Here is a 23,403-nt window from a genome sequence, read left to right as displayed (position 1 = left end):
TGCGCGAGTGCTTTTACCTTGCTGGCGCTTCCGCTCCCCACATGATGTCGGTTTGGGCGTCGTAGACATAATCAAGACCCGTTTCGCCGGGCCAAATCGAGCGATGCCACTCACCGTTGAGTCGCTGACCTTCTTCGGCCGCAAATAGTCGATCGAAGGCCGAAACAGTCGCGATGTCGGCGGTCATGACGTGATCGCTTATGTTCGCCTTCACGGTGTCGAGCCGACCATTCCAAAGAAGCTCGGGTGTACCGATCACCGCTCCCGTATTGTCATCGACAAGACCCCACCACGCATAGACTTTTGAGCCCTGTTGAAGTGGGTCGTTCAGTGTCCCGAGTGCAGAAATAGAAGGTGGCAGGATGGTGAGCGAGAAATGCGGCGCTTCATCCGCGACACGTTCCGCGACGCTATTCGCTGACGCCAAGGTGCCGAACGTCGGGTCGTAGCCGGTGAAAGTCGTGGCAGTTCCGTTGACGGGGAAAGATATGACGCCAGACCCATCAATGAGGTTGATCACCGGGCCAGAATTTAGCTCGATTCTGACGGCAAGGAAAACGCGAAGGAAGGCGGCATTCGTTGCATTAAGAAGTGTAGATTCCATCCACTATTTAGATCGCCTCGTTGATCTTGAATCCGAGGCCAACATTGTCGACCAAGCCCACTGTCCAAGATTGCTCGTTGCCCTCAAGGAATCCTTCTATTTTAGGCTGTTGGAATTCGAGCGCTTCTCCACCCGCTATCGTGACCTTAAGTGGCGGATTGCAAGTCAGGGTCTGGCCGCTGATCGCCGTCACCATGTGGAGATACCGGACACCACCCGCCACGAGGCTGAAAAATTGCCCGACCGTCTTCCCGTCCATCGATCCCATCACGGTGATGGCGCGGCCAGCGCCCGACTGTGCGTTGACATCTGTCTGAGCGGTGAGGTCGATACCCTTCATGATGACCGGGCAGAGGACTTTGGCCGTCAGCCCCTGCGTCAACAATGCGATGAGAGGTCGCGATTGTGAAACGTGCATAGGTCGAAGCTCGACCGCATAAGTCCACTTGTCTCCCATTCTCCCGACGCGTTGGACAGGACCGCCGAGATATGGTGTCTGATCTATCGCGCTGGACTTCAGCGTTAGCGTTGTCTGTGAACCGGGCGGCAGGGTGGGAAGGAGGATGGCCATCCATTATTTAGATTCAGCGCCTCCCCAACGTGTTTCGGTTCCTCTCCGCGATTCCCTGTGTCGTCATCTTGTTAGACGTTGTTACCGCGCTAACATTCGCTTCACGAATCCAACCCTTCACCGTATCGGTCAGGACTGCGTCATTCGCGTGAACGGTCGTATTGATATTTGTGACTTGTGACGCTTGATTGCCACCCACAGGGGCTGCAAAGGCATTCTTCAGAAGATTGTTGGGAAGAACCTGCGAGCCGCGTGGCATCCCGACAAGCTCGGGGCCTTTCTCACCTACAAGCGACAAGCCGCCGGGGAAGTAATTGGTACCCATGGCGTTCTTCTTCGTCTCTATCCCAAGCGATGCCTTTCCCAGCCCCCTCACACCAAACGCCGCCCCAATCATCTCGAAAACCGCGAACCGGACAGCCATTTGGATTAGCTGCGCGATGACGGCTTTCGCCATTTCCCCGAACGCTTCCTGAAAAGACTTCGCACCCATGATCGCGTCAGTGAGGCCCGCCGTGATGTTGTCGATGCCATTCTTCGCGATATTTCCGAGCTGTTCGTTGAGTGAACCAAACGATTTGGCATAATCGGATATTTGGCCCGCGACGCTCTTCGGTGTTTCGCGCTTCTGATCGCGTTCAAGTTGCGCCGTTTCGTTGCGCTTCGTCTTGTTGCGGTTATTCTCCGCCGCCTGACGAAGCTGCTCGACCTCAGCACGCGTGTAGCCTTCGCGAAGGCGTTGCAGCGCCAAAATATCTTGTTGGACACGAAACTCAGCATCGTCGGCTTCTTGCTTTTTTGCGAGCGCCTGACGTTCCAACGCGAACCGTTTGCGTATGTTCTTCTCGGCATCCGCCATCATCGCGAGACGGTCAGCGTCGAGACGTAGTTCGTCAGATTTTGCGGATGTGATTTGCTGCGTTATATCGTTTTGACGATCGGCGATCGTGTTGCCGAACTCCAACATCTCGTTGGCGAAGTTCTGCTCATATGTCTGTTCGGTGAGCTTCTTGGCCGTTTCCGCAGCCGCCTTCGTGATGTCGCCTTTCGCTGCGCGACGATCTAAATCGCTAATTGCTTCATCGTGATCGGCTTTCAGGTTTTCCAGCGCGAACTTATGACGTTCCTCCGCCGTTTGGGCGGATGCCATCATAGCTTGGCGGTAAGCTTTCTCCGCCTGTTCAACCGCTGCGATGGAGGCGTCAGTGGGATCGTGTTCCTTCTTCCCCTTCTTCTTGTCCTTTTTCTCTGCGGGCGCGGCAGGGGCGGGCTTATATTCGTCGAGCCCATTCTTCATGATGCCTTGCGTGTTTTCGACACGCGCACGAAGAACGCGGATCGACTTTCCGAATGTCTGCCCCTCTTCGCTCGCATTGGCGCGACGATAGGCAGCGTCGCGCTGCGCTTGCGTGAGAGGGGTTTGGATCGACGGGACGCCCGGCCCGACAAAAGTTGTGTTGCGCGACTGCTCGCGACGAAGCTCGGCATCGACACGCGAACGATAGCCCGCCCGAGCCGCGTTCATGTCATTCTTCGCCCCCATCATGTCGGTGCGGGCCTGTTGGATCGCGAGCGCCTTCGCCGCAGCCGCCGCGAGGTAATATTGATCTTTAAGCTTGGCGACTTCGCCGGTCATCGCGGCGGTCGCGACCGCCGCCTTGTGTTCCGCTGACGTTAGGTTTCCCGTCTCGACGCGCTTCTTCTGAGCGGCACGATCCGCTTTATCCAGTGCCTTGGCGTTTGCGTCGATCCGGTCGTTAAGCGCGGATGTTTCCAGCGCGGCCTTCGCGCTTGATACGCCGAGGTACGCAATTGCCGCACCTATTGCCATTATGGCGATCCCCACCGGGCCACCAAGAAAGCTCAGTGCTGCGTTCAGTGCGCGGGTGGATAGGATCGCGGCGGTTTGTGCAGTCGTCAGGCCCCGCATAGCACTGGCGCGAGCAAACAAGGCGGCGGTGTCGGCGATACTGGCGGCGGTGGACTGGATCGTCGCGACGGTGCTGACCGCCAGACCGGCCGCAGCGCGTCCGAGCGCAGGGACGAAGGTCGCGGCGTACATCGCACCAAGGATCGCGACAGATTGGACCAGTGGTCCGAAATTCTCCGCCATCAGCTTGATAGCGGCGGTCAACTTCGCCGTGATATTCCACGTCTGGTCGGCTTGGCCAATGTAGTGGGTGAGGGCGGTTTGCAGATTCTGAAATGATGCCGCGACGGTGAGCGGCGCTTTCGCAGCCTGAGCCTCCAACGAAGCCGATCCCGCGAGGAAATCGGCGAAGAATTCCCGGCTCGTGACCTTTTGCTTCAAGACTTCGGCACGCAGCTTCGCGACACTGCCACCGTATTTGTCAGAGCCACGCGCGACCGCTTCGAGAATGGGTCGAGCGCCTTCATTGACGCTGTTAAATTCTTCCGCATGAACGGTGCCGCTGGCGAGAAGCTGGGATAGCTGGAGGAGCGCGCCCGAGGCTTCTTCCGTGCTGGTGCCGCTGACGCGAAGGGCGGAGGACACGCCATTAGTGAACGCCAATAGGTCTTTTTGACTGGCACCAAGTTCCTTCGCGGACTGTGACGCGCGGCCATACAGCTTACCCAACGGCTCAAGCGCGATGCCATTCTTGATAGCCATCGCGTAGAGTTCTTCTTGGACGGACTTTAATGCCGTGCCTTCGAGGCCAGCGACTTTCAGCGAGTTGGAAAAGCGGGTGTAGGCGTCAGCGGCTTGAAGCGCTTCGCGACCGGCGAACATCCCGGCGAGAAGCCCGGCATATTGTTTGATCGCCGATCCTGCGCCCGCAAGCTGACGTTCAAGAGCCCGGCCGATGTTCGAATTTGCCCATGCGGCGTTTGACTGCTGTGCGGCGCGGCGATGGGCATTTGCGACATTGTTGGCCGCTGCGGCGTTGAGCCGTTGAAGTCGTCTTAGTTCGGATTCAAATTGGGTAATTGACGCAGTGAAGCGTGTTTCTAGTGTTGCAGAAGGTCCGGCCATGAACTTATTTATTGTTCATGGCTGGATGCCTGATTTCAGGTCGCCCAATCTATGGGCTGATCAGCGAACTGATTCACCATAGCCTCGAATTCATCTTCACTTGGCGCTCTTGGCTTCCCGGAAGATTCACCCGCACCGTTGGCGAGTTTAAATCCCTCGATGCACATGAGGAATTCCCAAAGGGACATTCCTTTGACTTCTTGTGGGCTGAAACCCGCTGCCCCGCCCGCCTTATAAAACTCGCCCCACTTCAGAAGTCCGTGGGGGTCGTCATCTCCGTCGTCGGCGGGGCTTCGGCTTCCCCCGGTAGCGGTTCGTCCTCAATGCCAGCGAGAGCGGCGAATAAGAGGTTGGCGGCAATAGCGGCATAGTCGAGGAGATGGCCTTCGCGGATACATCTACCTACGAGGTCGAAAGCGTCACGTTGCGACATCCCACCACCAATCAGGCCAAGCCGGACAGTTTCGCGAACATCCTCAACAAGCCACTCACCCTGCAAGAGACGGGTCGCGGCGACATTCGGTCCAACCCCAAGTTTCTCCTGAAGTTGGATCAATTCATCAATTCGTAGGCAAAGGTCGTGATAACCTTCGCCCACGAATTGATTTTCAAGTTTTGCTGAGCGCATTACCATGTCGATCAGCCCGTAATCGTGAACGCGCCAGCGGCTTCAAGCGTAATCTGACATTCCGACGCCTTGCGACGTTCACCCGAAATTTTGAAATCGGTGAGAACAAAGAGCCCAGTGATGGTCCACGTTCCATCCGTAACTTTTGCATTTTTCGAGGCACCGGACTTCGCCCAGTTGAGCCAAGTCAATACATCCGCCTTGTTTACCATACCTGCGCCATCAATCTTAAGATCGACCGACTTGACGTAGCGCACGGTCGTCGCGGGTGCGGACTGGTCAGCGAGGTCGATGAGTTCTTCCGTTTCGGTAGAAGTCGAAAGTGAAATACCACGGGTGGTGTTGATCAAGTTGGGTGCGGTAAATTTTTCAGGTGACGCACCGTCACCAATCTGCACCAAAAGCTGTTCGCCCAGAACGGGTGTAATAATTGCCATTTAGATAATCTCCAGAGAAGTTCTGGAGTTATTTATCTGCCGCGCTGTATCAGACGGTCGGGGCTATCAAGTAGCTGAATTCCAACGACGCTTGATGCGTCAAGCCATCTTCCATCTTGCGATAGTGAATGAAGCTAACCCGCCATTCCAAGATTTGAAATCCCGTGATTTCAAGCGGCTGATCCAAGCGCTCCAAGATGTCGCGGACAAGCTCCTTCAACGGAATCTTGTTGGCCGCAAAGGCATCGAGATTGGCAGAAACTTCGAAAAAATCGCCGCCGCTGTCGTAGTCACCCGAGATGTCGTCATCACCAAAGTAGATATAGGGCAGGGGCGTGCCGTCTGGTACGTCATAGAAAACGCTACCGGAGGCCAAGTCCTTGATCGCGAGGTAAATCGCGTCTTGGAGGGGAAGGGCGGGGTCACGCGTCATTAGTAGATTGCCTTCATCGCTTTGCGGAGGGCACGACGCATCCGGGCAGCGTGCTTCTTCTTCATGATCCGGCGGACGGACCGGAAGAAGCGGATGCCGGGGATGAATTTGTTACCAAGCTTGTGGCCGAATTCGAGCGGTATGACGTAGTGGAGAGCGGACGAACCAATTCGGACGATCTTCTCCAGCTTGTTTGCCACGCCATCCACGACCTCAATAGTGGCGCGGATGTGATCGGGGCCGGGACCGATCGGGGTCGCACGGATGAGGCGTTTTTGCGCTTCCGCTTGGGAGGCGGTGTTGGCGTCGAGCGCGGCTTTCCGCAGAGTGTCGGGGACGCGCGACATCTGGCTTGCCCATCGCGCGATTTCGGTTTCGGCGTTGATCATCGCGCGGCCACCGTTCCGGTTTTGGCCATTATGGTGATCCAACGCGAACGCCCCTCGTCGAGGCAGCCAGCCCACTCGATGCTGTATATCGTGCCATGCTGGTCGGTGAGCGTGTCACCATGCTGGATCGCAGCCGTTGTCGCGTCGTACCGGACGGTGATGTCGTGGGACGTGATGCCGCTGAGGCGCTGCGCCTGCACCTGCTCGCCGCCACGCTTCACGGCGATGCGCGCGGGGATGTTAGCGGCGACGATCGTCGTGGATGCAACCGTACCACCGCGACTATCGCTCACCCGTGATGGTCGCGAGACGGTAATCTTGTCACGCAGGATGCCAGCGCCCGCCCGAGACATCAGGCGTCCTCGTGGTCGTCGTGATCGCCTTCGATCAATTCGGCCGCGCCATCGGTGATCGCGTCCGTGCCGCAATCTTCTTCGACTTCGACTTCCATGCCCTTGAGGTAGGCGACCGTCAGGTAGTTGGTCAGCCGATAATCGTAATCTTCTAAAAATCGTATCAACATGAAGGTATTTATGCTCTGTAGCGGTTCAAGATTGTCTCCACGGCCAACGGGACTTTCTCCAACTTTACCGTCGAGGTCGCCTCACGATTTTCATATAGATGGCCGACCAACATCAAGAGAGCGTGGCGGAGATCGGCGGGGATGATGTCGTGACCAGCCGTGAAGCTCACGACGATGGAGCCGGGCTGTGCGTCTAGGTTTCGCAAGGAGTGGTAGACGGTGCCGGTCTGGCGAACGAATCTGAGATTATTTTCGACATGAGATAGCCCTGCGCTGTCGGTCCAAGAGATGGATGCGACTGAGCGGATGGGGTAGATCGGTAGCTTGAATGATCCGGCGGGAAGATGGTCCAACGCGAGTTCGTAACTCTGTGTCATCAGCGCGATGCCAATCCCATGGGGGCCGTCAATCATCGCCGTCGCGGCATCTATGAGTGACATGATGTATCGATCTTGTGACTGGTCGGAGATCATCAGATGTTCGCGAACGTCCGCCTGCGTGATGGCGATTTGGGATGGCTCGTGCGAGCGATGGAGGCGGTCGTAATTCATGACGGTATTTATGCGAAAAGGGGCCGGAATATTCTTCCGACCCCTTTTGTGGACTTAGCGAGTTTCCTTCGACCGTTTGGTGGTAGCCGTTTGTTTGGCGGCGGTTTCGACTTCCGCGACCGCCAACCCTGCTTCCACCAATCTGACCGCATCATCGCCCGTCACCAACTCGCCAATTGCCCGCATGGGGTGACCGGCGAGGGGGACCGTGAGGCGAGCGCGCATTACGCTTGCTTCAGCGCCTTGATCGCGGCGGTATCGAGAAGCTTGGAGTCACCACGTGCGAACGCGACGAAGCCAGTCTGATCCGACCCGGCGAACAACTCGTTGAGACGACGCAGGACGAAGCCTCCAGCACGACGAACCGCGAACTTTGAGAAGTCACCGAACAGGACCGACTTTTTGCCGGTTTCGATGACGGGCATGTCCTGATTGATGTAACAGGGCGAGCCGTCGAACGTGTCGGGCGCACCAACCGTGTAAGCGGCCTGCCACAACAGACGCCCCGTCGAATCCGTCAGCTTGCGCACGGCTGCGAACGTGCTGTCGTGCCACATATAGCCTGCGCCAGCGCGATAAGCGGGATCGACAGAATGCTTCAAGTCGATCAGGTCAGCGAGGGCAATGGCGGTAGCGGTTGCGGCGGTCTTGCCCACGGCTGCGGCGGTCACGATACCCTGCGGCTCATTCGTGCCGGAACCAACGGTGTATTTCTCATTGAAGATGCGACCCAACCTTTCGGCCATCGCGTCGTTGACGATGCGGGAAACGTCCTGTGAAGAGTCGGAGAGAAGCTCGCTCGACACCTTGAACATGCCGCTCGTGAATTTGAACGCACCAAGCGACACCTGACCGAACTTGACGGTGGATTCACCAACCGCCACGCCTTCGGCGATCATGCTGCCCTTGTTGCCGGTGTCATCGCTGGTTGGCATCACCAGCGGGTTGCCGCCGGGCGTCAGGATGTAGCGGACGGGGCCACCTTCGTTCATCGGACCAAAGGCCTTGAGCGACTTGATGAGTTCGTTGCTCATCGTGGTGGGGACCGTGTAGCCGCCGTCAGCCGCCTGACCGATCGACTGGCTACGCAGTTCCATGTCGCTGATTTCGCCACGCAGGTAAGCGTTGAAGGCATTGTCGGCGCGCTCAACATCAGATGCGCGGGCTTCGACGGTCGAGTTTACGGGGGTGATGATAGAGGCGAAATCCCGCTCACGAGCCTCAACCTGCTCCAAACGGTTGGCGCGAGCCGCAAGCGCGTCGCTGTCCGCGATCATGCGGTCAAATTCCGCCTCGACTTCAGCCGCGTTGCTGCCATCAGCCGCGATTTCGGCGAGCTTGGCGCGCGCCTCGTGTGCAATCTTCAGCGACTTTTCGCGAAGCTCAAAAATAGTCATGTAGAATAATCTCCAGAATGGTTCCGAAGATTATTTATTCACGCGCAATCAGAGCTTGCCGCGCGCACCCAAACTTGCGCGTAGAGCACGGGTCATCATGGTTGCGATCTTTGAATTGAGATCAATAACGGGCTGTTCTTCGACTTGGGCGCTTCTCCACGCCTCAAGGCTGCGCTTCGCGGCGCTGGTGTCGGGGTAGGCGGGATTGATGACGAAGCTAACTTCGAGAAGCTCGACATCCATCAGCGTTCGCGTGATCTGGCCGTCATCTTCCTTGCGCCATTCGTCTTGTCGAACGATGAAACCGAATGACATCCTGAGTTCGTTATCCGCCAGCGCGTCGAGTTGCGCGGGCGTGAAGCGCTTCGTGTCGAGGTCGAACGCCAAACCGCGCTCATCTTCCGACAGCGACAGTTTACCTGCCTGCGTGGAACCAAGCGGTTGCGAATTGTCATGCGACCACAACGCGAAGATGTTCAACGCGCCAGACGACGCGTCCGCGAGCGAGCGCGAGAAAGCGCCGGGCGCGATGAATTCTCGGAAGCCCCCGAGATCGTGGCTGGCACTATTGAAGATGGCGGCATAGCCGCTCGCACGATTGGATTGGTCAGCTTCTGTCGCGGCGCGGACTTCAACGCCCGCCATGTCGAAATTACGAATCTCCATTACTATCTTCTTCCTTTGCATCCTCTTCGGTCTGGTCGGTTTGGTCCTGCTGCGCGGGGGCAGGGGTGGGGGCCGCAAGGGGCTGTTTGCCCGCATCGCGAAGCGGGACGGTTGCGCCTTGGATGTAAAGTTCGTCACCACCGGGCAACGGTGGTAGATTGTCGAGCGCGCGCGCTTCGTTTGGCGTTCTGATGCTACCAAAGACGCTGCGAACCAATGCTTCCATGCGTGATTTGAGATCGCCACGAACAAGCGCATCAATATTGAATTCAACGAAGTTTGCTGTGTTGCGCTTGCCGAACAGTTTGAGGTTTAATTCCTGCTCAATCAGCTTCACCAACGGAAGAATGGTCTGAGAGACAAAGTTGAGCGCTTGCTGTTCAACGTTCGAATACGTTCCGGTCGTCAAGTCATGGAGAAGGGCAGGGGCGATGTTGAAAATGCGCGCCACCTCTGAAATCTGCCATTTGCGAAGCTCGACAAGCTGCTGCTTCGCAGGTTCAAAACCGAGCGGTTCAATTTCAAGGCTATTAGGGAGCGCGAACATGTTGCGCTTGCGGTCCTTGCCATTCTGGATGGCTTCGCTGACCTGCTCAACCGCACGGTCGGACGCGGCTGGCGAGCTTGGCGGCATCTTGAGCGCGAGCGGTGGGACACCACCATTGGCGAACATGCTGGTCGCATACCGCTCTGCGGCGATGATCGCAGCTATTGCTTCGCGATTGGTTTCGACTGGTGAGTAGACCGATAATCCATCCGCGCGGAGAAGCGGCGAGATGTCGATGATGTCAGTGCCGGTATAGGTCTGGCCGCTGTACGTGTAGGTGCGCTGGACGGTGCCGCTTTGAATGGTCTGGTTGATCGTCACCGAGCGCTCATCGATGGGCAGAAAACCTTGCGCGCGGTTCGCCTTGTTCCGAAGAATGATCGCAATGCCACGGCCACCAAGAAGTGCGCGCGAAACGATCAGCTTCCAAAAGTCAAACTTAGTATGGTAGTCGTTCGCGTAGTCGTGGATGATTGAATAGAGTGGGTCGGCGGTCGCCTTATCGGTCTTGCCATCGACAGTCTTGTAGAGATGCAGCGGAAGATGGGCGATGGTGCCCGCGATCACATTTACCGCGCACCAGATTGCCGGAACACCCAAAGCGAGGTCTTCCGTGACATTGATACCCGATGTCGTACCGGGAAGATTATAGAATGAATACCAGTCGGAGGCGTTGGACGCGGTCACGCTGGTCGATGGTGCAGAAGAACGTCTCTCTCCGCCAAATAGTCCGAAAATCATCCAATATTTATGATCGTGGCGAAGATAGCCGCCGGATCATTGGCGGATGTCTACGCGATCAAGCGGAAGTCAGGGTCCTCGAAGGGATTGATTTCATGTATCGTGGGACGGTCGAGGGCTTTCAGGCCAAGCGCCATCGCGAGCGATACCGCGCCGTCTATGCGAAAACGGCTCGCTGCCTTGTCGAGCTTGCGGTTCCCGGCCGGGTCCATGGTCGCAAGAGCGTTCATCATGTTGTTGGTCAAAAGTGGATGGCCGTCGTGCTGGAGATCCCCAGTGAGAACAGCCGCCTCCAGCGCGTTGATGGCGGGAGCGAAGCCGATGAAACCTTGCCCCCACGCGATGCAGCGGATGCCGTCACCTTGTCCATCCTGCGCCTGTGCCTGTTCGTCATCAAATTGACGAAGCACTTCCCCCATTCTGGCGCGATCGAACGCGAGGCCGCGAAGGTCATACATAGCCGCCAGTTCGATCACTTTGCGGGCGATTTCGCGTGGGTTGATCACGCGTCCCGGTGAGGCGTTGAGATGGCCTTGGCGGACCCAAACATCATAGGGCTGGCGATCCCGCTTGGCGTGTTCGGCGACAAGGTCGGCGGGTTTCCAGAACCAAGCTTTTACGCGGCTGCCATTCGTGGCGCTGACCGCAACCAGTGCGGTGAGGTCAGTGGTCATGGACATGTCGAGGCCAAGGTAAATTGGCTCGCCGGGGATGAAGTCGAATTCCGCCCGACACGATTTCCAATCACTCGCGGCGATAAGTGGGGTGTGCATGGAGACGCGCTGATTGAGGTAACGTCGGCGAAAGTTTGCTTCCTGAGACGGCAGGCGCATCGCTTCTTTCGCCGCCACCTCGATCGGCTTGAACGGCTTCCAATGGTTGAGCGCCGGGTTCGCCTTGATCCATTGTTCGCGGTCATCGAGCGCGCAATCCTCATCAGCAGCGTGAAGGTGACAGACGATTGTCGGGTCCTCACCCTTTAGGCCGTCATCGATCAAAACGCTGAGCGGGTGCTGAGGGTCGTTATTCTGCGTGCTGATCACGACCGCCAGCGGTGCGACGCGAAGCTGCTGAGAGTCTAAGAGGGTGTTGTAGAGGTCGTTATCGCGCGCCTCGCCGAACTCGTCATAGACGAAGAAGTCGGCACCAAGACCGTGCTTACTTGACGCCTCAGCCGACAGTGCGCGGTAACGTGATCCGCGTCCTTTGCAATCCAGCCGGGTTACGACGATCGTGGAGGTGGATGGCACCACCTTGAGGTATTTCGCCAGCGTAGGGCGCATCTGGATCATCTGCGCGCACATGCGGAAGATGACCTTGGCCTGCTCGCGGTCCACGGCGCACGAGTAAATCTGCCCGTTTAGCTGTGATTCCGGTCCAATGAGGTGGGATAGAAGAAGACCGGCCACCAGAAGGGACTTCCGGTTCTTACGCGCCACCGACAGGACGGCGCGACGGACGATGCCAGCGCCGGTGTCGTCACATGGTTCGTAGATGGCCCGAAGCCACGACTCCTCCCATGGATCGAGCTTGATGCTCTGTCCGACCGCTGGACCATCGGGGATCGGAAGTTGTTCGATGAAGGCAATGACGCGATCGGCACGCGTCTTGTTGGACGGCACGTTAGTTGATCAGGTTGCCGAACTCGTCGCTTCCCTGATCCTTATCGCCGGAGTTAATTGCCTGTCGCGAAACCGGGTCCAACCCCAGCTTGGCACCAAGGGTCGCCATCAATCTGGCGCTGTCGGACTGGACTGCAAACCACGGCGATAGCTTGGTCTGGCCGGTCGAGCCTGTAGTCTCAATCTCACCGCCCGCGATCTTGGCCGTCGCCAACTGATGGTTTGACGCCGCCTCGCAATATGCGGCCAGTGCGTAGCTATCGGTTGCAGCAAAGACACCCGGCGGCATGGCGACAACCAAGCGCTTCCAAACAGTCTTCGCGCGGTTGGACATCGCGGTAGGGGGTGAAGGTAGACCGGACGGTTTGGGCTCACTCTTGTTTAGCGCCCGCTTGCCCGGATTTCCCTCAATTTCTTTGACGGCGGTAGGTTTGCGAATAGCTGGCATTAACTATTTAGCCGCAAACGGAAAGGAAGGCTCGCCACCCGTGCCCGCTCGCGGCGAAAAATGACGGGTGCTGTTTAGAAAGGTGTAGAACTTATGACGGACAATCCATCACTATCCGATTTGTCGCCGCCTGATGCAGCAGAAAAGGTAGATGGTGTAGTCACCATCGCGTTGACCATCGCCGACCTTTTCTATAAAATTATCGCAGCAGCTATCGCTACAGCGGTAGTCGCATACGCCGCCGACAAAACACATTCCATCCTTCTTTGGTTTATTGTGGCAGTCCTGTCTCTGATTGTTGCAATCTACTCAGTGCTTATTCCTTTCAAAGTTGCATTTCCCTTTCGCAACAAGGTGAAAAGCGGAGGTCGGAAACTGAAAGTTATGAGTACAATTGCTCTTTTTGCTGTGGCCACATTTACGATCGCGATGTTCCAGCAGTTGCCCGATATGGTCAAGTACATGAATGACGCTGCTCACCCAGCAATAGCGGAAGTCTCAATCCAACACTGATTTATCTGTTGGAGATGATGAAAAAAGATCGCTGAAGTGCGGAATACTGCGTGAAGGGGGGCGAGCGGTGTGGCGACACCCTCGACCTCGTGGCTCACCCACCCCCTACCCGGCTGGCGGCGTCGGAGCCGGGCGGGGCAGGGGCGGCTTGAGCGCAAGTCGCGACCACCGGGACTGGAGATCGCAACCCATGCGCTCAGATGTATTTAGCTTCGAGCATGAATGTCGTGTCCGTTTTTAATCTTCAGCCATCATCTTGTCGTGCATGTAAGAGCAGTATCCACAAAGCCCTTCATCCATGCCCTCAAGGAAATCCTGAATGCTTATCGCATTCCCGCAACGGTTGCATTCCGCCTCGTAATCCAGTTCGTTGTTGCAGTTGGCGCATGTGTCTTCACCTTCAACCAGCGTTTCACGATCACATGCAGGGCAGGTATAGACTGGGCCTTCCTCTCCAGTGTCTTTCGCCCGTAGATATGCCTCGCGGCCATGAACCTTGTCGATTGCTCTTTCGACCGCATCGTCTAACTCCGGATACTCGCCGCAGGTCTTGCAGTGAAGCTCGACCGCGCCCTGCGCCGTATTATCAGGGTCTATTTGCTCGATGAGTTCGGATTGACATTGATCGCAGGTAAAGACGGTTTCGTTTAGCGAGGGCGAATACCATTTTACCTTTTCGAGGGTTGCGCGAGCCTCCCGTAGCTCTGCGTCGTAAAGCTCCTTAGTCCGCAGCATTGTCGCCCACGCATCACCTAAAAGTGCGACGGGCTCTTCTTCCATCTGCTTCAGAAGCGATGCCACAACTGGGAAGCCCTTGCTGATGGCGGCGCGAATAGCATTTGCTGATTCGTCAGTGTAGTGATGCTCCATGTCGTTGCGAATGGAGTTGAGGTCCTTCAAAGCCTTGTGGTCTAATTGAATTCCAAGGTCTTTCGCGCGCTCAGCGATCTGCTGGAAGTCAATCGTTGTATGACCAACTTTGACCATCTCAATGCCGCCAGCGCCGTCCGAGATAGGTTTCAGTTTTGCACCTATGATCAGCTTTGGATCGGCGTTCGGGGTGGCACGGATCATGGTCTCTTTGGCAAGTAGCAAGACGCCTGCGTAGAAGTTTCGGACAGCGGATATATCCCGATCTGCGTCCTGTTGCCCAAAATCTTCAATCCCCATCCTGATGGATGAAATCGCGTTTTCGAAAAGTGAAGCCAATGTATCCTCCCGTTTTAACGAGAGAATTGTCGATTGACGTGGCGTGGTCAATCCTCATTGGTTGGCAGGGTGCTGGGGATCGATCGGATAACCATCCTGATCGCACGCACTATCCCATCCGCCACGCTCCTGACGCGCCTTTCCAGCGTCATGGCAGACCTGACAGAGGGATTGTAGCTCACCGTCCCAGAACAAGCTCTCATCACCCTTATGGGCAACGATATGATCCGCGACCGTTGCCGGGGTCACGCGGCCCATCGCCTCACACATCCGACAGAGATATTCGCGGCCTAGCTGGTCGGCGCGGCGATCTTTCCAGCGCTTAAGCCCGTACCAGTTATGCCACACGCGGGCAGCTTCCAACCTGTCGCGCTTCACGATGGCAAGACGATCCCGGTCGTGCTGGTCATCAGTGACCGCTTGGATGCTGATCGGCGACCAAGCGCGAGGCCAGCTTCTACGCTGTGACCGCCCGGTAGGCCGTCGAGTTGTGCAGGCTGAGCGCTAAAGACCATCATATATCTGATGATCCGATCCGCGAGTGCGTCGAGATCAGCGCGGCGGCTGGCGTCGGTTGCGCCACTGGTGCGCCACCTCATCATCTCTTCGATTATAATGGCCGACACATTGTCAGGCGAAGGCCGCAACGCGGCATCGTCAGTTGCGAAGGCGTCGATCAGCGCCATGGACAATCGCGACATTTCGCTGCGACACTGTTCCTCTGTTCGGTTGACCGTGCGCCATGACATCATCTGACGCGTGATGAGCGCTGCAATATCGCCGGTCGTCGGGCTGATCATCGTGAACGCTTCCACCGGATCGCGGTCAGCGCCATTCCCCCCAATGCGATTGCGAGTGAGCCGAGGCACAGGGCTGCGAAGACGTTGGTTTGTAGGATAAGCGCGCTGTCGAGCGGCGCGGGCATCTTGGGGGCCACTACCTCAGTCGCCGCAGATGCCAGCATCAAGACATCGGATAAAAGGAACCAAATCAAAATTTCACGAAGATCACGCATGTAAAACCTCATTGTTGAGCAGAGGTATTTATGCGTCTGGATGTGTTCGCTGATCGTGCTACATAGAATATATGGTCGCCTTCCTCATCGTCGCAGTTCTAGCCTTTCTCGTAATCGGCCTTCGGATTTTGGTCCGAAAGCGGAATGAAATTCGGCGCGCGATGTTGTCAGATGGTTTTGCGCCCCACGAGATGCGAAAGGCCTTGCGTCTTTTCGATCGGAAGAAATACGCTGAAATGGCGATCTATTGCCACGAGATTATCGATAGAAAGGCACTTGCCGTCCATCGCGACTGGACGGATATTTCATCTTATCAACAATTGCCAAACAGGGGAGAGTAAAATGGGGTTTCGGTTCCGTAAGTCGATCAAGATCATGCCGGGCGTTCGGGTGAACGTTAGCAAAAGCGGTTTTAGCACGAGCGTAGGCGGTCGCGGTGCGACCATGAACGTGAGCAAGCGCGGCGTTCGGACAACCGTTGGAATTCCGGGCTCCGGTCTTTCTTATTCGACGCTGCATGGGAAACCCAAGGCGCGCGCGAAGAAAGCGGCCATGCCACAGACGGCGTATAGCTCTCCTGTCCAATCTTCCGGTTCAGGTTTAGGAGTCACAGGAGTGATGGTGACGGCATTCGTTATTCTAATTTTGGCCGCTGTGCTCTTTAGCTGAAGATAATCACTTGTGCATATGGCCATGCAGACTATCTGCGAACGTCTCCCATCCAAGGATCGAAAACATGGCCGACGAAAACTTTGAAATCGACGCTGTCGAACTCGCAACCGAACTGACCGTGGCGTGGCTCGCCAACCCCAACACGCGCACTTCGGCCGACGATGTCCCCGCGTTTCTTCATAAGATGCATGAGACGGTCGCAAGCTTGATGGGCGGTGGTACCGCGACGACCGAGGTTGAAGCTCCGGTCGAATACACGCCCGCCGTTACCGTCCGTAAGTCGTTGGCATCGCCGGACGCGATTATCTCGATGATCGACGGTAAGCCCTATAAGACGTTGCGCCGCCATCTGGCGACCCATGGTCTGACCCCTGAGGAATATCGCGAGCGCTACGGCCTGAAGCCCGACTATCCGATGGTCGCCCAGACCTACTCGGAAAGCCGCCGGGCGATGGCGAAGAAGATCGGCCTTGGCCGCAAGCCCGGCCAGAAGGTCGAAGCCAAGCCCGCCGCCAAGCCGACGAAGGCTCAGGCCGCTAAGGCTGCTGCGAAGGCGCACCTTGGCGGTTCGGAGGGCTGATTATCATGATGACCAATGCAGAGTTGACGAAGCTGAAGCAGCGCCTTGACACCGATTTGGCATCGGCAACACCTCAGGCTTGCATTACAGTGGGGGTAGATGCGTTTCTTGCTTTTGTGGCTAAGGGATGGATCGTCTACAAACCCTTCCAGCCTGTTGGCGTTCAGTCGATTAAAATCGACCTTCCCACATACAATGATCACTTCGCAAGTTGCGACCCCCGACTGCCGCTCGATGATGCGCAGATCAAATAAGTAATCTCGAACACCATCGAGAAAGGAAAAGGGCCGGTGCGAACCGGCCCTTTTTTCATGACATGACGACATTCCGCCCCTGCCCCTCATATCCCGGCTATTCCGCGTCACTTGATGGCACGATCCAACGCGACGCCACGACCAAGCTGGGCAAGCGTGGCAACCAGTTGCAACGACCAGCAACGATCATCGCCCATGTTGGCCGGGGTCGCGCGTATGTGACGCTGAGCGGCAAATTCGTCAGATGGTCAACCTTGGTCGCAGATGCATGGGCGGACGACGATCGGCCAGCGCCGCTTTATCGTGATAGCGTCGTGATCACGTTGGACGAATATCGCGAATGGCTCCGCAACCGGGCTGAGCGACCAGCGGGATAACGTTATCCCGGCGGGGGCGATAACGTTAGCACCACCGCATTCGCCGCAATTTTATCAATGACACGTGAAAAGCTATCGTAGCTATCATCGCCATATATGCGCTTAAACTAACGCGGATATAAAAGCCGGTAATAGCTGCGGTATTATAGCAATCATTAAATGCGTTATGAAGGTCGCTATAACCGCAACCGCTTTCTACAAATGTAGGAAACCAATATGGAAACCACTGTTAGTTTAGATAACAAAAAGAAAGTAAGCCTAACAGTGTGAAGGTAGGTTGGGTTTGAAAAGGACCATGCAACGCCCCTGCAATGCGTATGCAACGTTTAAAGGCGGGATGGCGGCGTTTAAACGCATTGCGACGAAAATTTGGTCAGGTCGCGATTTTTCGCTTGCAACGCGACGAAATCGGACGCAAAACGCATTCCGGGCTGGCGAACCAGCCCGGAAGTGTTGAAGTCGAGGGTGTGAGAGCTTCTCAGCTTCAATTTTGCCAAACCGTCCCGTGGTATGGGCAGAACAGGAGTGGCCTCGTGCATCTCAGGAGAGATAAGCACGGGATGTATCCATAGGCGGCATCCCGTGGGCCTGTCCAGTGTTTTCGAACATTGGGCAGGCCTTTTCTTTATGTAGCGAAGACGCTAAAGTTCACGCAAGATAATTTGGCTAAAGACGGGCCTAACGCAGATTATCGCAATCATTATTTGGGCTGGCATCCTACAGCGCGGATTGCGCCGGGATGCCACATTTGCCTTTATTTCGGAATTTGCCTTGTTCACAGTGATATCACAAGATTGACTGGAACTGACATGGCAGAAAACCAAAACGGACAGATTGTAAAAAAATCATACAAAGCAGTTATTGAGACATTCTCCATATGGGCAGCGGTAGGCTTTGTCATTTCTGGTATAGTTAGCGCGATAACATTCTACAGCCAATTCCGAATGAATTATTTTTCAATTGCCCAACCGACCGACATTGTAATGGGCGGATTCATAAACATATCTCTCGTTGTTGCAATGGTTATCATTTTTTCGATTGGCTTCTATGCTCAATATAACGTTGCGCGCTTTGTATACTACTGCCGCAACCTCGTTAAAGAGCAATCATACGACCAGCACATTTTCGCCAGAAAAGAATTTCGGCATAGGCGCTTTATCAAAGTGTGGGCACCCGCCTCTTACGCTCTTTCTTTAGCCATTGTATTTGGCTTTGACCTTCTATCGAATGAACCGCCGCTTTATGTGGACCGCTACGGCATCCATTTCTCAAAGGCACCATTCGGAGATTATTGGGAAAGACCTCTTTCTGTCGAAGGACTCGACAACCTGTATCTTTCGGCGTCCAGTGATCAATTTGCGACTTGTGGCCACGCGCCCGTGCTATGGATGGGATCAAGCACAGTCATTTTAAACTGTCGGGGCTACGTCCGCCTGATCCAAAATACGGAGAACCTGCCACTCGATCGCCTGTCGCCAACGGACATTGAGCAAATGCGACGCGCTGAATTTTCCGCAACTAATTCTGCCGAGCGTAAATCCACATTGACGCCACCGCCCTCAGGCCCATCGCCCCAGAAGCGCTGATATTGGTATCGTCTCGACTGCGACAATCGTCGCAAAGAACGACCCCGGCTTTCGACGGGTTGAATAGGCGACCTGCCCAAGACGCAAAAAAGGGCGGGAGTGACCCCGCCCTTTTCCCCACTTCACATCTGTCAGCTACTTGGCAGGAACCGTCGTTGCCGCTGGCGTGGTGACAGCCTTGGTTGCGGTGCGTGTGAACACCGCCTCGTCAATCTTGTCCCATGCCGCCTTATAGGTCTGCGGGTCCATGATCGGACGATCTTCGGAGGAGTTACCACCCCAATAACCGCTGGTCGTCTTGGAGTTAACAAAATTCAGGCGCACGCGCGAGGTGCCAGCGGGCATCTGCTCAACAAAGGCCGTCACCTTCGTGTTGCCGCTTCCCTGCTGCTTGGCCAGCGCGTCGAGAAAGCTGGTTTTGTTCTTCATCGGCGACGATGCGGTGATGAAGCCGCTACCCATGTCGGCGTTGGCAAGCTGGTAGCCAAGATCCTGTAGAACGCTGACGACCGATGCGAACAGCACGTCCTTGGTCGTCTCATATTCGTGCGATTGGAGCGCCTGAATCTCCATCGGCGTCAGTTCGGGCTTCTTCTTCGCATCAGCCCCCGAGCCTGCCACCAGTGCCAACGTCGCAAAAGCGATTGCAAACTTCTTCATTTCTACCTCCCCGTTTAAAAATCGCTAGTGCGGCTGCGGAAATCGCTGACCACATCTTTGTTGTCGAACTTGATGATCAGCGTCATCGTCCGCGAGGTTTGCGAGAAACCTGCGGCGGATTTGCTCTGGCCGGTCAAAAAGATCGTCCAGTAGCTTTCCGACGACGACGACTGTGAGACGGTCGCCATACGCTGATAGCTCCAGACCTCTTGGCCAGCACCGTCGCGAGTCGTGATATTTGGCGAACCAAACTTTTCCAGCACCTCAGCCTTGGTGGTCTTGCCAACCTGAAGGTTAAGCTGGACGTTACCCTGCGTCAGTTCGCTATTGCGCTGATCAACAGGGCCGGGCGCGGTCGTCGCGCACGCCGAAAGAGTCGCCAAAATGGCGACGAGCATCAGTCTTTTCATGAAACCCCCTTAATCGTCGCTTCACAAAAGCTTCGTCCGGTAATTTTGTCAACGGTCAACTGATGCCTCACAAGCAAACACTGACCCGAACTACTTGGGCAGGCGTGTCAATCCGGGAAAAACCCTGTCGCACATAAAAGTAATTGAGTTCCTGCAAACACTTTGGTGCGACCAATGCCGGGTTTCGTATACGATGTTTGCGCCGCGATGATCGTCGCGAGGAACAGCCCGGTCACGCGCGTGCCTAGCGTCCACAGCTTCCACAGCGCCTGCAGCGCATCGCTTTGATTGCGCTTTCTTGGGTCAGACCCGTTTTCCCATTTCATCCATGGCACAATACGTCTGTTCTGAGTGAGCAAGGCGAGCGAAGCGAAGGGGCGAGGCCCCGTGCCATGGTCACTCAGAACAGACCGGACGACCGTCGCGCCAGCGATGGTCGGACGCATACATATTGAGCAGATAATCAAACATCGCCTTCCTCACCCATGTCCAAGGCCATGGGTAAGAAAGGCTCAAGACATCTCGAAATTCATGGGTGTCAGTCGGCTATCCGCCTCCTTCTCCCATAATTTCGGCTGTCGTTCTCTTCGATTTCGTTAGTTCATTCGTGTCACACGAAATGGTAAGAGGGACCTATCTATCTAACGATAAAGTGTGACATAGAAATTAGGCACGCGCGTGACATGGTATGGCTATTTTTATATCGACACGCGAAAAGCGTGTCCTGCATAAATAGGAGTGTAACGGATTTAGGAAGACAAAACGGAATGAAAAAACCACTCATTTACTACTATACTGACGGAGCCTGCGGAACAGGAAAGACATATCAGGCCCTATCCAAGATCGCCATGGCGGGCGGTCGCCACCTCTTCGTCGTCGAGAGCAAGAAGGTCATGCTTGAGCGACAATCCAACCTCACCGCTATATCGATCGAAACCGGCCGCTACATGCCATCGTTGGCGATCATGTCGGACGATGATCGGACGACCAAGCGTCTCGGTGTCCGCCGTCGTATTCATGATCTTGCGACCGATTATGCCAACCGCTCCGACATGTGCGTCTTCATCACCCATGAGGGGATGAGAATGTGCGATTTCACCGAGTTCGCTGGCTGGTCGATCTGGATCGATGAGGTCCCGGACATCATGGACAGCGAAAGCCTGTCGATCGGCGTCAGCCGTGTGATGCTCGACAGTCTTTATTCGCTCGCCCCCATCCTGAAAGACGATGGCACCCCCACGGGCTGGTCAGAGGTTCTGTGTCGTGACGCTGGTGTCGATCTCGCGATGATCGCCAGCGATGACATCGCCTGCGGTCTGCGCGCGCTCCACCGTCGCGTCATGGAGGCCAAAGACACAGGTCGGCGGTCGGTGATCGTGAACGGCAACGATTGGTCGGAGTTCGACGCGCAAAACAGGTGCAATTGGTTTTCGCTATGGTCGCCGCTTCACGTGTCCATGTTTACGAACGTCACGTTTCTCGCAAACGCGTTCACCGATAGCCTGACCTTCCAGATTATGCGGTCCATGTGGCCGTCGATCACTTGGCAGGAGGTGCGGACAAATTCGACGCGCCATTTTGAGCCGCGCCGAGTGACGATCCACTATTATGCCGATGGTCACGTTGCGAGCCGGAAGCTGTTTTCAAGCGAGCAAGGGCAGGACAATCTTCGCAAGGTCTGCCAAGATATCAACGACCGTGTTGGCGACCGTCCGCATATTTGGATGTGCAACAAAGCGGACGCTGACACCGTCAAGCTTCCCGGTACCCAACTATCCCCACGGCAGGCCGGTTCTAATGACTACGCAGCCGTCACCGCCGCCACATGCATCTACAGCGTGAAGCCCGACAGCGACCAGCGGAAGGTCTATGAACTGCTTGGCGTGGATTCAGATTATTACACCGAGACGCACGAGCGCGAGACGATCCTTCAGTTCATGTGCCGCACGGCGATCCGCGATCCGAAAAGCGCGGCCAACCTCGACTTCTACGTCTACGACAAGACCCAAGCCGACTACCTTCTGCGCTATTTTGAGCGCGATGAGCGCGGCTATGCGGTTGCAGGGACGGTGATGCATGATCTCGGTTTTGCCAAGATCGAGCGCAAAGTTGGACGCCCCGCCATCACCCGAACCCCAGATGAGAAGCGGGAGTTAGCGCGCCAGCGTAAGGCCGCAAGTCGCGCGCGGAAGGCGGCGTGATGGCGCGAAACAAATAGCCGCACCGCCCGGCCAGCTTGTATAAGTATCTGCGTGACATTCGTTCACACTCCTTGTTTCTCCCTAGCCCCCATGATCAGCACGATCATGGGGGTTTTTTGTGCACCCATCACGGCCTGTTCAAATATTGGCTACCCATCATCGCGACGATTTGAATTCTTCACCTCACGCGATCACCCGCCACGATGCGCAGCCAAGTATCGTGCGCAATCCGGCCGGAAAAATTCTTTCATGTAAAATCAGTGGTTTGTCATTTTTCTCAGGAAAACGCAAGTCCTTCTACCACTTTCTATAGGTTGACGACGAATAAACGTGACTGCCGCCAGCATCGGGGCGGTCGTCTCGAATATTAATCCAGCAGGACAAGAAATCGCTCGGCTTAATAACTCGATATTCAACAATTAAAGCGCCGCTGGGCCATTACTCAAATCCCATTATAAAAGGTGGTATATACAGCGGAACAGAGTCCAAGTATTTCCATGACCGTCGCTTCCGCTAACGGTAGCGGCGCTAACTTAAAACGAACCAACGCTGGTTCGAGTCATGGAGATAAGTGATGGATGATGACGAACTACACCATACAGAGCGCCTGCCAATCTTTAACGATGGTCGCGTTTTGGTCGATCTCTTGACGCGTCGTGGCGGCACGTTTGTCGATATTGAAGCTTTCGCGTGGCGAGAAGGTTCTTACTCTGGCGCACGTGGTCATTGGGCGATGGTCGCGGCGGGTGATCCCGCTGATTGGCCCACTGACATCACCCCAGCGGCGCGCACGGCGGCGATGGCCGAATATGGTCATCATCATGGATGATCTCATCACCGTCACCGAGCTTTGCAGAATGCTGCGGCTGACACGACGCGCGGTGGATAAGCGCCGCAAGGCCGGGACGCTTGGTATCGCTGAACTCAACATCGGCGGCGACGGTCGCCAAGCAATTCCACGATTTCGTCGCAAAGACGTAGAAACTTACCTTCGGAGCAGAGAAGTATGACGACCGATATCACCACCGCGATCAACGCGGAAATTGCCACCATTGACGCATCGATCGCGGAAATGACCGCCCGCCGCGCCGCTCTCGCTGAATGTCGCGCCAAGCTGGAGCCGCAGGCCATCGTCTCTGACGATACCAAACCGCAAATTCAGCCGAAGGGTGCGAAGATTGGCCAAGCCAGCCGAAAAGCGCGACGTGCCGAGCTTACCCAAGCCGAAATCGACATGATCCGCCGATCGGCCGATCATGGCACTTCCCATGGCGAAATCGCAGCTTGCATGGACAATCGCATCAGCCGGTCCACCGTCAGTAACATCGTCAATCGCAAGGGCTATTACGCCAACGTGTAAGTGAGAATATCAGG

At 55.9% G+C, this 23,403-nt stretch carries 32 protein-coding genes; 10 read left to right on the top strand and 22 right to left on the bottom strand.

All coding sequences use genetic code 11. The annotated features are described in order from the left end of the window. Nucleotides 1-13 precede the first annotated feature (13 nt). The 15 genes from ACFX59_RS02445 to ACFX59_RS02375 form a co-directional block, all read right to left on the bottom strand. Nucleotides 14-604: a hypothetical protein gene (locus tag ACFX59_RS02445; protein WP_387429328.1), complete on the bottom strand. Its 591-nt coding sequence runs from the start codon at nucleotides 602-604 to the stop codon at nucleotides 14-16. A 7-nt stretch (nucleotides 605-611) separates the two neighbouring features. Beyond that, the gene (locus ACFX59_RS02440; RefSeq protein ID WP_387429325.1) at nucleotides 612-1,175 is read right to left on the bottom strand and encodes a hypothetical protein; all 564 of its coding nucleotides are present in this window, start codon (nucleotides 1,173-1,175) and stop codon (nucleotides 612-614) included. Nucleotides 1,176-1,188: 13 nt separating this feature from the next. After that, nucleotides 1,189-4,170: a tape measure protein gene (locus ACFX59_RS02435; RefSeq protein ID WP_387429322.1), complete on the bottom strand. Its 2,982-nt coding sequence runs from the start codon at nucleotides 4,168-4,170 to the stop codon at nucleotides 1,189-1,191. A 250-nt stretch (nucleotides 4,171-4,420) separates the two neighbouring features. Beyond that, a complete protein-coding gene (locus ACFX59_RS02430; protein ID WP_387429319.1) occupies nucleotides 4,421-4,798 on the bottom strand; it encodes a gene transfer agent family protein in 378 nt (125 codons plus the stop codon). Between the two features lie 11 nt (nucleotides 4,799-4,809). Beyond that, nucleotides 4,810-5,235, bottom strand: a complete 426-nt coding sequence (locus ACFX59_RS02425) for a phage tail tube protein (RefSeq protein ID WP_387429317.1) — start codon at nucleotides 5,233-5,235, stop codon at nucleotides 4,810-4,812. A gap of 49 nt (nucleotides 5,236-5,284) precedes the next feature. Further along, nucleotides 5,285-5,668 (bottom strand): DUF3168 domain-containing protein, encoded by a 384-nt coding sequence (locus ACFX59_RS02420; RefSeq protein WP_387429314.1) that lies wholly within the window; start codon nucleotides 5,666-5,668, stop codon nucleotides 5,285-5,287. After that, nucleotides 5,668-6,057 carry a hypothetical protein gene (locus tag ACFX59_RS02415; RefSeq protein WP_387429311.1) on the bottom strand — a complete coding sequence of 130 codons (390 nt, stop codon included), beginning with the start codon at nucleotides 6,055-6,057 and terminating at the stop codon, nucleotides 5,668-5,670. The genes ACFX59_RS02420 and ACFX59_RS02415 overlap by 1 nt, the downstream gene beginning before the upstream one ends. Continuing rightward, nucleotides 6,054-6,410: a head-tail adaptor protein gene (locus ACFX59_RS02410; protein ID WP_387429309.1), complete on the bottom strand. Its 357-nt coding sequence runs from the start codon at nucleotides 6,408-6,410 to the stop codon at nucleotides 6,054-6,056. Before ACFX59_RS02410 ends, ACFX59_RS02415 begins: the two co-directional genes overlap by 4 nt. Then, nucleotides 6,410-6,580 carry a hypothetical protein gene (locus tag ACFX59_RS02405; RefSeq protein ID WP_387429306.1) on the bottom strand — a complete coding sequence of 57 codons (171 nt, stop codon included), beginning with the start codon at nucleotides 6,578-6,580 and terminating at the stop codon, nucleotides 6,410-6,412. The genes ACFX59_RS02410 and ACFX59_RS02405 overlap by 1 nt, the downstream gene beginning before the upstream one ends. Before the next feature lie 8 nt (nucleotides 6,581-6,588). Beyond that, nucleotides 6,589-7,131, bottom strand: coding sequence for a head-tail connector protein (locus tag ACFX59_RS02400; protein WP_387429303.1), 543 nt, complete (start codon nucleotides 7,129-7,131; stop codon nucleotides 6,589-6,591). 224 nt (nucleotides 7,132-7,355) lie between these two features. Beyond that, on the bottom strand, nucleotides 7,356-8,528 hold the full coding sequence (locus ACFX59_RS02395; protein WP_387429301.1) for a phage major capsid protein: 1,173 nt from the start codon (nucleotides 8,526-8,528) through the stop codon (nucleotides 7,356-7,358). Nucleotides 8,529-8,576: 48 nt separating this feature from the next. After that, a complete protein-coding gene (locus ACFX59_RS02390; RefSeq protein ID WP_387429298.1) occupies nucleotides 8,577-9,194 on the bottom strand; it encodes an HK97 family phage prohead protease in 618 nt (205 codons plus the stop codon). After that, complete coding sequence (locus ACFX59_RS02385; RefSeq protein WP_387429296.1) at nucleotides 9,181-10,482, bottom strand: phage portal protein; 1,302 nt, start codon at nucleotides 10,480-10,482, stop codon at nucleotides 9,181-9,183. Before ACFX59_RS02385 ends, ACFX59_RS02390 begins: the two co-directional genes overlap by 14 nt. 50 nt (nucleotides 10,483-10,532) lie before the next feature. After that, the gene (locus ACFX59_RS02380) at nucleotides 10,533-12,104 is read right to left on the bottom strand and encodes a terminase large subunit (RefSeq protein ID WP_387429294.1); all 1,572 of its coding nucleotides are present in this window, start codon (nucleotides 12,102-12,104) and stop codon (nucleotides 10,533-10,535) included. Nucleotide 12,105: 1 nt separating this feature from the next. Further along, entirely contained in the window at nucleotides 12,106-12,552 is a 447-nt protein-coding gene (locus tag ACFX59_RS02375; RefSeq protein ID WP_387429291.1) for a phage terminase small subunit P27 family, read from the bottom strand. Between the two features lie 93 nt (nucleotides 12,553-12,645). On the opposite strand from ACFX59_RS02375, the gene ACFX59_RS02370 reads away from it, so the two are divergent. Further along, nucleotides 12,646-13,065, top strand: a complete 420-nt coding sequence (locus tag ACFX59_RS02370) for a hypothetical protein (protein WP_387429289.1) — start codon at nucleotides 12,646-12,648, stop codon at nucleotides 13,063-13,065. A gap of 237 nt (nucleotides 13,066-13,302) precedes the next feature. On the opposite strand, the gene ACFX59_RS02365 is transcribed toward ACFX59_RS02370, so the two are convergent. The 4 genes from ACFX59_RS02365 to ACFX59_RS02350 are packed head-to-tail and all read right to left on the bottom strand — an operon-like array spanning nucleotide 13,303 to nucleotide 15,289. Further along, nucleotides 13,303-14,325: a hypothetical protein gene (locus ACFX59_RS02365; RefSeq protein ID WP_387429287.1), complete on the bottom strand. Its 1,023-nt coding sequence runs from the start codon at nucleotides 14,323-14,325 to the stop codon at nucleotides 13,303-13,305. Nucleotides 14,326-14,328: 3 nt separating this feature from the next. Next, complete coding sequence (locus ACFX59_RS02360) at nucleotides 14,329-14,652, bottom strand: HNH endonuclease (protein ID WP_387429284.1); 324 nt, start codon at nucleotides 14,650-14,652, stop codon at nucleotides 14,329-14,331. Beyond that, nucleotides 14,649-15,074, bottom strand: a complete 426-nt coding sequence (locus ACFX59_RS02355; protein ID WP_387429281.1) for a hypothetical protein — start codon at nucleotides 15,072-15,074, stop codon at nucleotides 14,649-14,651. Before ACFX59_RS02355 ends, ACFX59_RS02360 begins: the two co-directional genes overlap by 4 nt. Continuing rightward, a complete protein-coding gene (locus tag ACFX59_RS02350) occupies nucleotides 15,071-15,289 on the bottom strand; it encodes a hypothetical protein (RefSeq protein WP_387429279.1) in 219 nt (72 codons plus the stop codon). Before ACFX59_RS02350 ends, ACFX59_RS02355 begins: the two co-directional genes overlap by 4 nt. 71 nt (nucleotides 15,290-15,360) lie before the next feature. Between ACFX59_RS02350 and ACFX59_RS02345 the strand changes: the two genes are divergently transcribed. From ACFX59_RS02345 to ACFX59_RS02325, 5 genes are all read left to right on the top strand, one after another. After that, nucleotides 15,361-15,630, top strand: coding sequence for a hypothetical protein (locus tag ACFX59_RS02345; RefSeq protein WP_387429276.1), 270 nt, complete (start codon nucleotides 15,361-15,363; stop codon nucleotides 15,628-15,630). Between the two features lies 1 nt (nucleotide 15,631). After that, nucleotides 15,632-15,958 carry a DUF4236 domain-containing protein gene (locus ACFX59_RS02340; RefSeq protein WP_387429273.1) on the top strand — a complete coding sequence of 109 codons (327 nt, stop codon included), beginning with the start codon at nucleotides 15,632-15,634 and terminating at the stop codon, nucleotides 15,956-15,958. A gap of 67 nt (nucleotides 15,959-16,025) precedes the next feature. Then, on the top strand, nucleotides 16,026-16,541 hold the full coding sequence (locus tag ACFX59_RS02335) for a MucR family transcriptional regulator (protein WP_387429271.1): 516 nt from the start codon (nucleotides 16,026-16,028) through the stop codon (nucleotides 16,539-16,541). A gap of 5 nt (nucleotides 16,542-16,546) precedes the next feature. Further along, a complete protein-coding gene (locus tag ACFX59_RS02330) occupies nucleotides 16,547-16,795 on the top strand; it encodes a hypothetical protein (RefSeq protein WP_387429268.1) in 249 nt (82 codons plus the stop codon). A gap of 1,186 nt (nucleotides 16,796-17,981) precedes the next feature. Then, nucleotides 17,982-18,758, top strand: a complete 777-nt coding sequence (locus tag ACFX59_RS02325) for a hypothetical protein (protein WP_387429265.1) — start codon at nucleotides 17,982-17,984, stop codon at nucleotides 18,756-18,758. Nucleotides 18,759-18,893: 135 nt separating this feature from the next. Here ACFX59_RS02325 and ACFX59_RS02320 read toward each other — a convergent pair whose 3' ends face one another. From ACFX59_RS02320 to ACFX59_RS02310, 3 genes are all read right to left on the bottom strand, one after another. Next, nucleotides 18,894-19,418, bottom strand: coding sequence for a hypothetical protein (locus ACFX59_RS02320; protein WP_387429263.1), 525 nt, complete (start codon nucleotides 19,416-19,418; stop codon nucleotides 18,894-18,896). Nucleotides 19,419-19,432: 14 nt separating this feature from the next. After that, the gene (locus tag ACFX59_RS02315; protein WP_387429261.1) at nucleotides 19,433-19,828 is read right to left on the bottom strand and encodes a hypothetical protein; all 396 of its coding nucleotides are present in this window, start codon (nucleotides 19,826-19,828) and stop codon (nucleotides 19,433-19,435) included. Nucleotides 19,829-19,935: 107 nt separating this feature from the next. Next, nucleotides 19,936-20,154, bottom strand: coding sequence for a hypothetical protein (locus tag ACFX59_RS02310; RefSeq protein ID WP_387429258.1), 219 nt, complete (start codon nucleotides 20,152-20,154; stop codon nucleotides 19,936-19,938). Between the two features lie 441 nt (nucleotides 20,155-20,595). Between ACFX59_RS02310 and ACFX59_RS02305 the strand changes: the two genes are divergently transcribed. The 4 genes from ACFX59_RS02305 to ACFX59_RS02290 all read left to right on the top strand — a co-directional run bounded on the left by ACFX59_RS02305 (nucleotide 20,596) and on the right by ACFX59_RS02290 (nucleotide 23,389). After that, entirely contained in the window at nucleotides 20,596-22,029 is a 1,434-nt protein-coding gene (locus ACFX59_RS02305; RefSeq protein WP_387429255.1) for a hypothetical protein, read from the top strand. Between the two features lie 574 nt (nucleotides 22,030-22,603). After that, nucleotides 22,604-22,858, top strand: coding sequence for a hypothetical protein (locus tag ACFX59_RS02300; RefSeq protein WP_387429253.1), 255 nt, complete (start codon nucleotides 22,604-22,606; stop codon nucleotides 22,856-22,858). After that, on the top strand, nucleotides 22,851-23,039 hold the full coding sequence (locus tag ACFX59_RS02295) for a helix-turn-helix domain-containing protein (RefSeq protein ID WP_387429251.1): 189 nt from the start codon (nucleotides 22,851-22,853) through the stop codon (nucleotides 23,037-23,039). The genes ACFX59_RS02300 and ACFX59_RS02295 overlap by 8 nt, the downstream gene beginning before the upstream one ends. Further along, nucleotides 23,036-23,389, top strand: a complete 354-nt coding sequence (locus tag ACFX59_RS02290) for a hypothetical protein (RefSeq protein ID WP_387429249.1) — start codon at nucleotides 23,036-23,038, stop codon at nucleotides 23,387-23,389. Before ACFX59_RS02295 ends, ACFX59_RS02290 begins: the two co-directional genes overlap by 4 nt. Nucleotides 23,390-23,403 lie beyond the last annotated feature (14 nt).

Source organism: Sphingomonas sp. NCPPB 2930 (genome assembly GCF_042867205.1).
In the GTDB taxonomy this organism is placed as follows: Bacteria; Pseudomonadota; Alphaproteobacteria; order Sphingomonadales; family Sphingomonadaceae; genus Sphingomonas.
The sequence above is the reverse complement of the archived record's forward strand: the minus strand, read 5'-3'. Positions and strand labels throughout refer to the sequence as shown.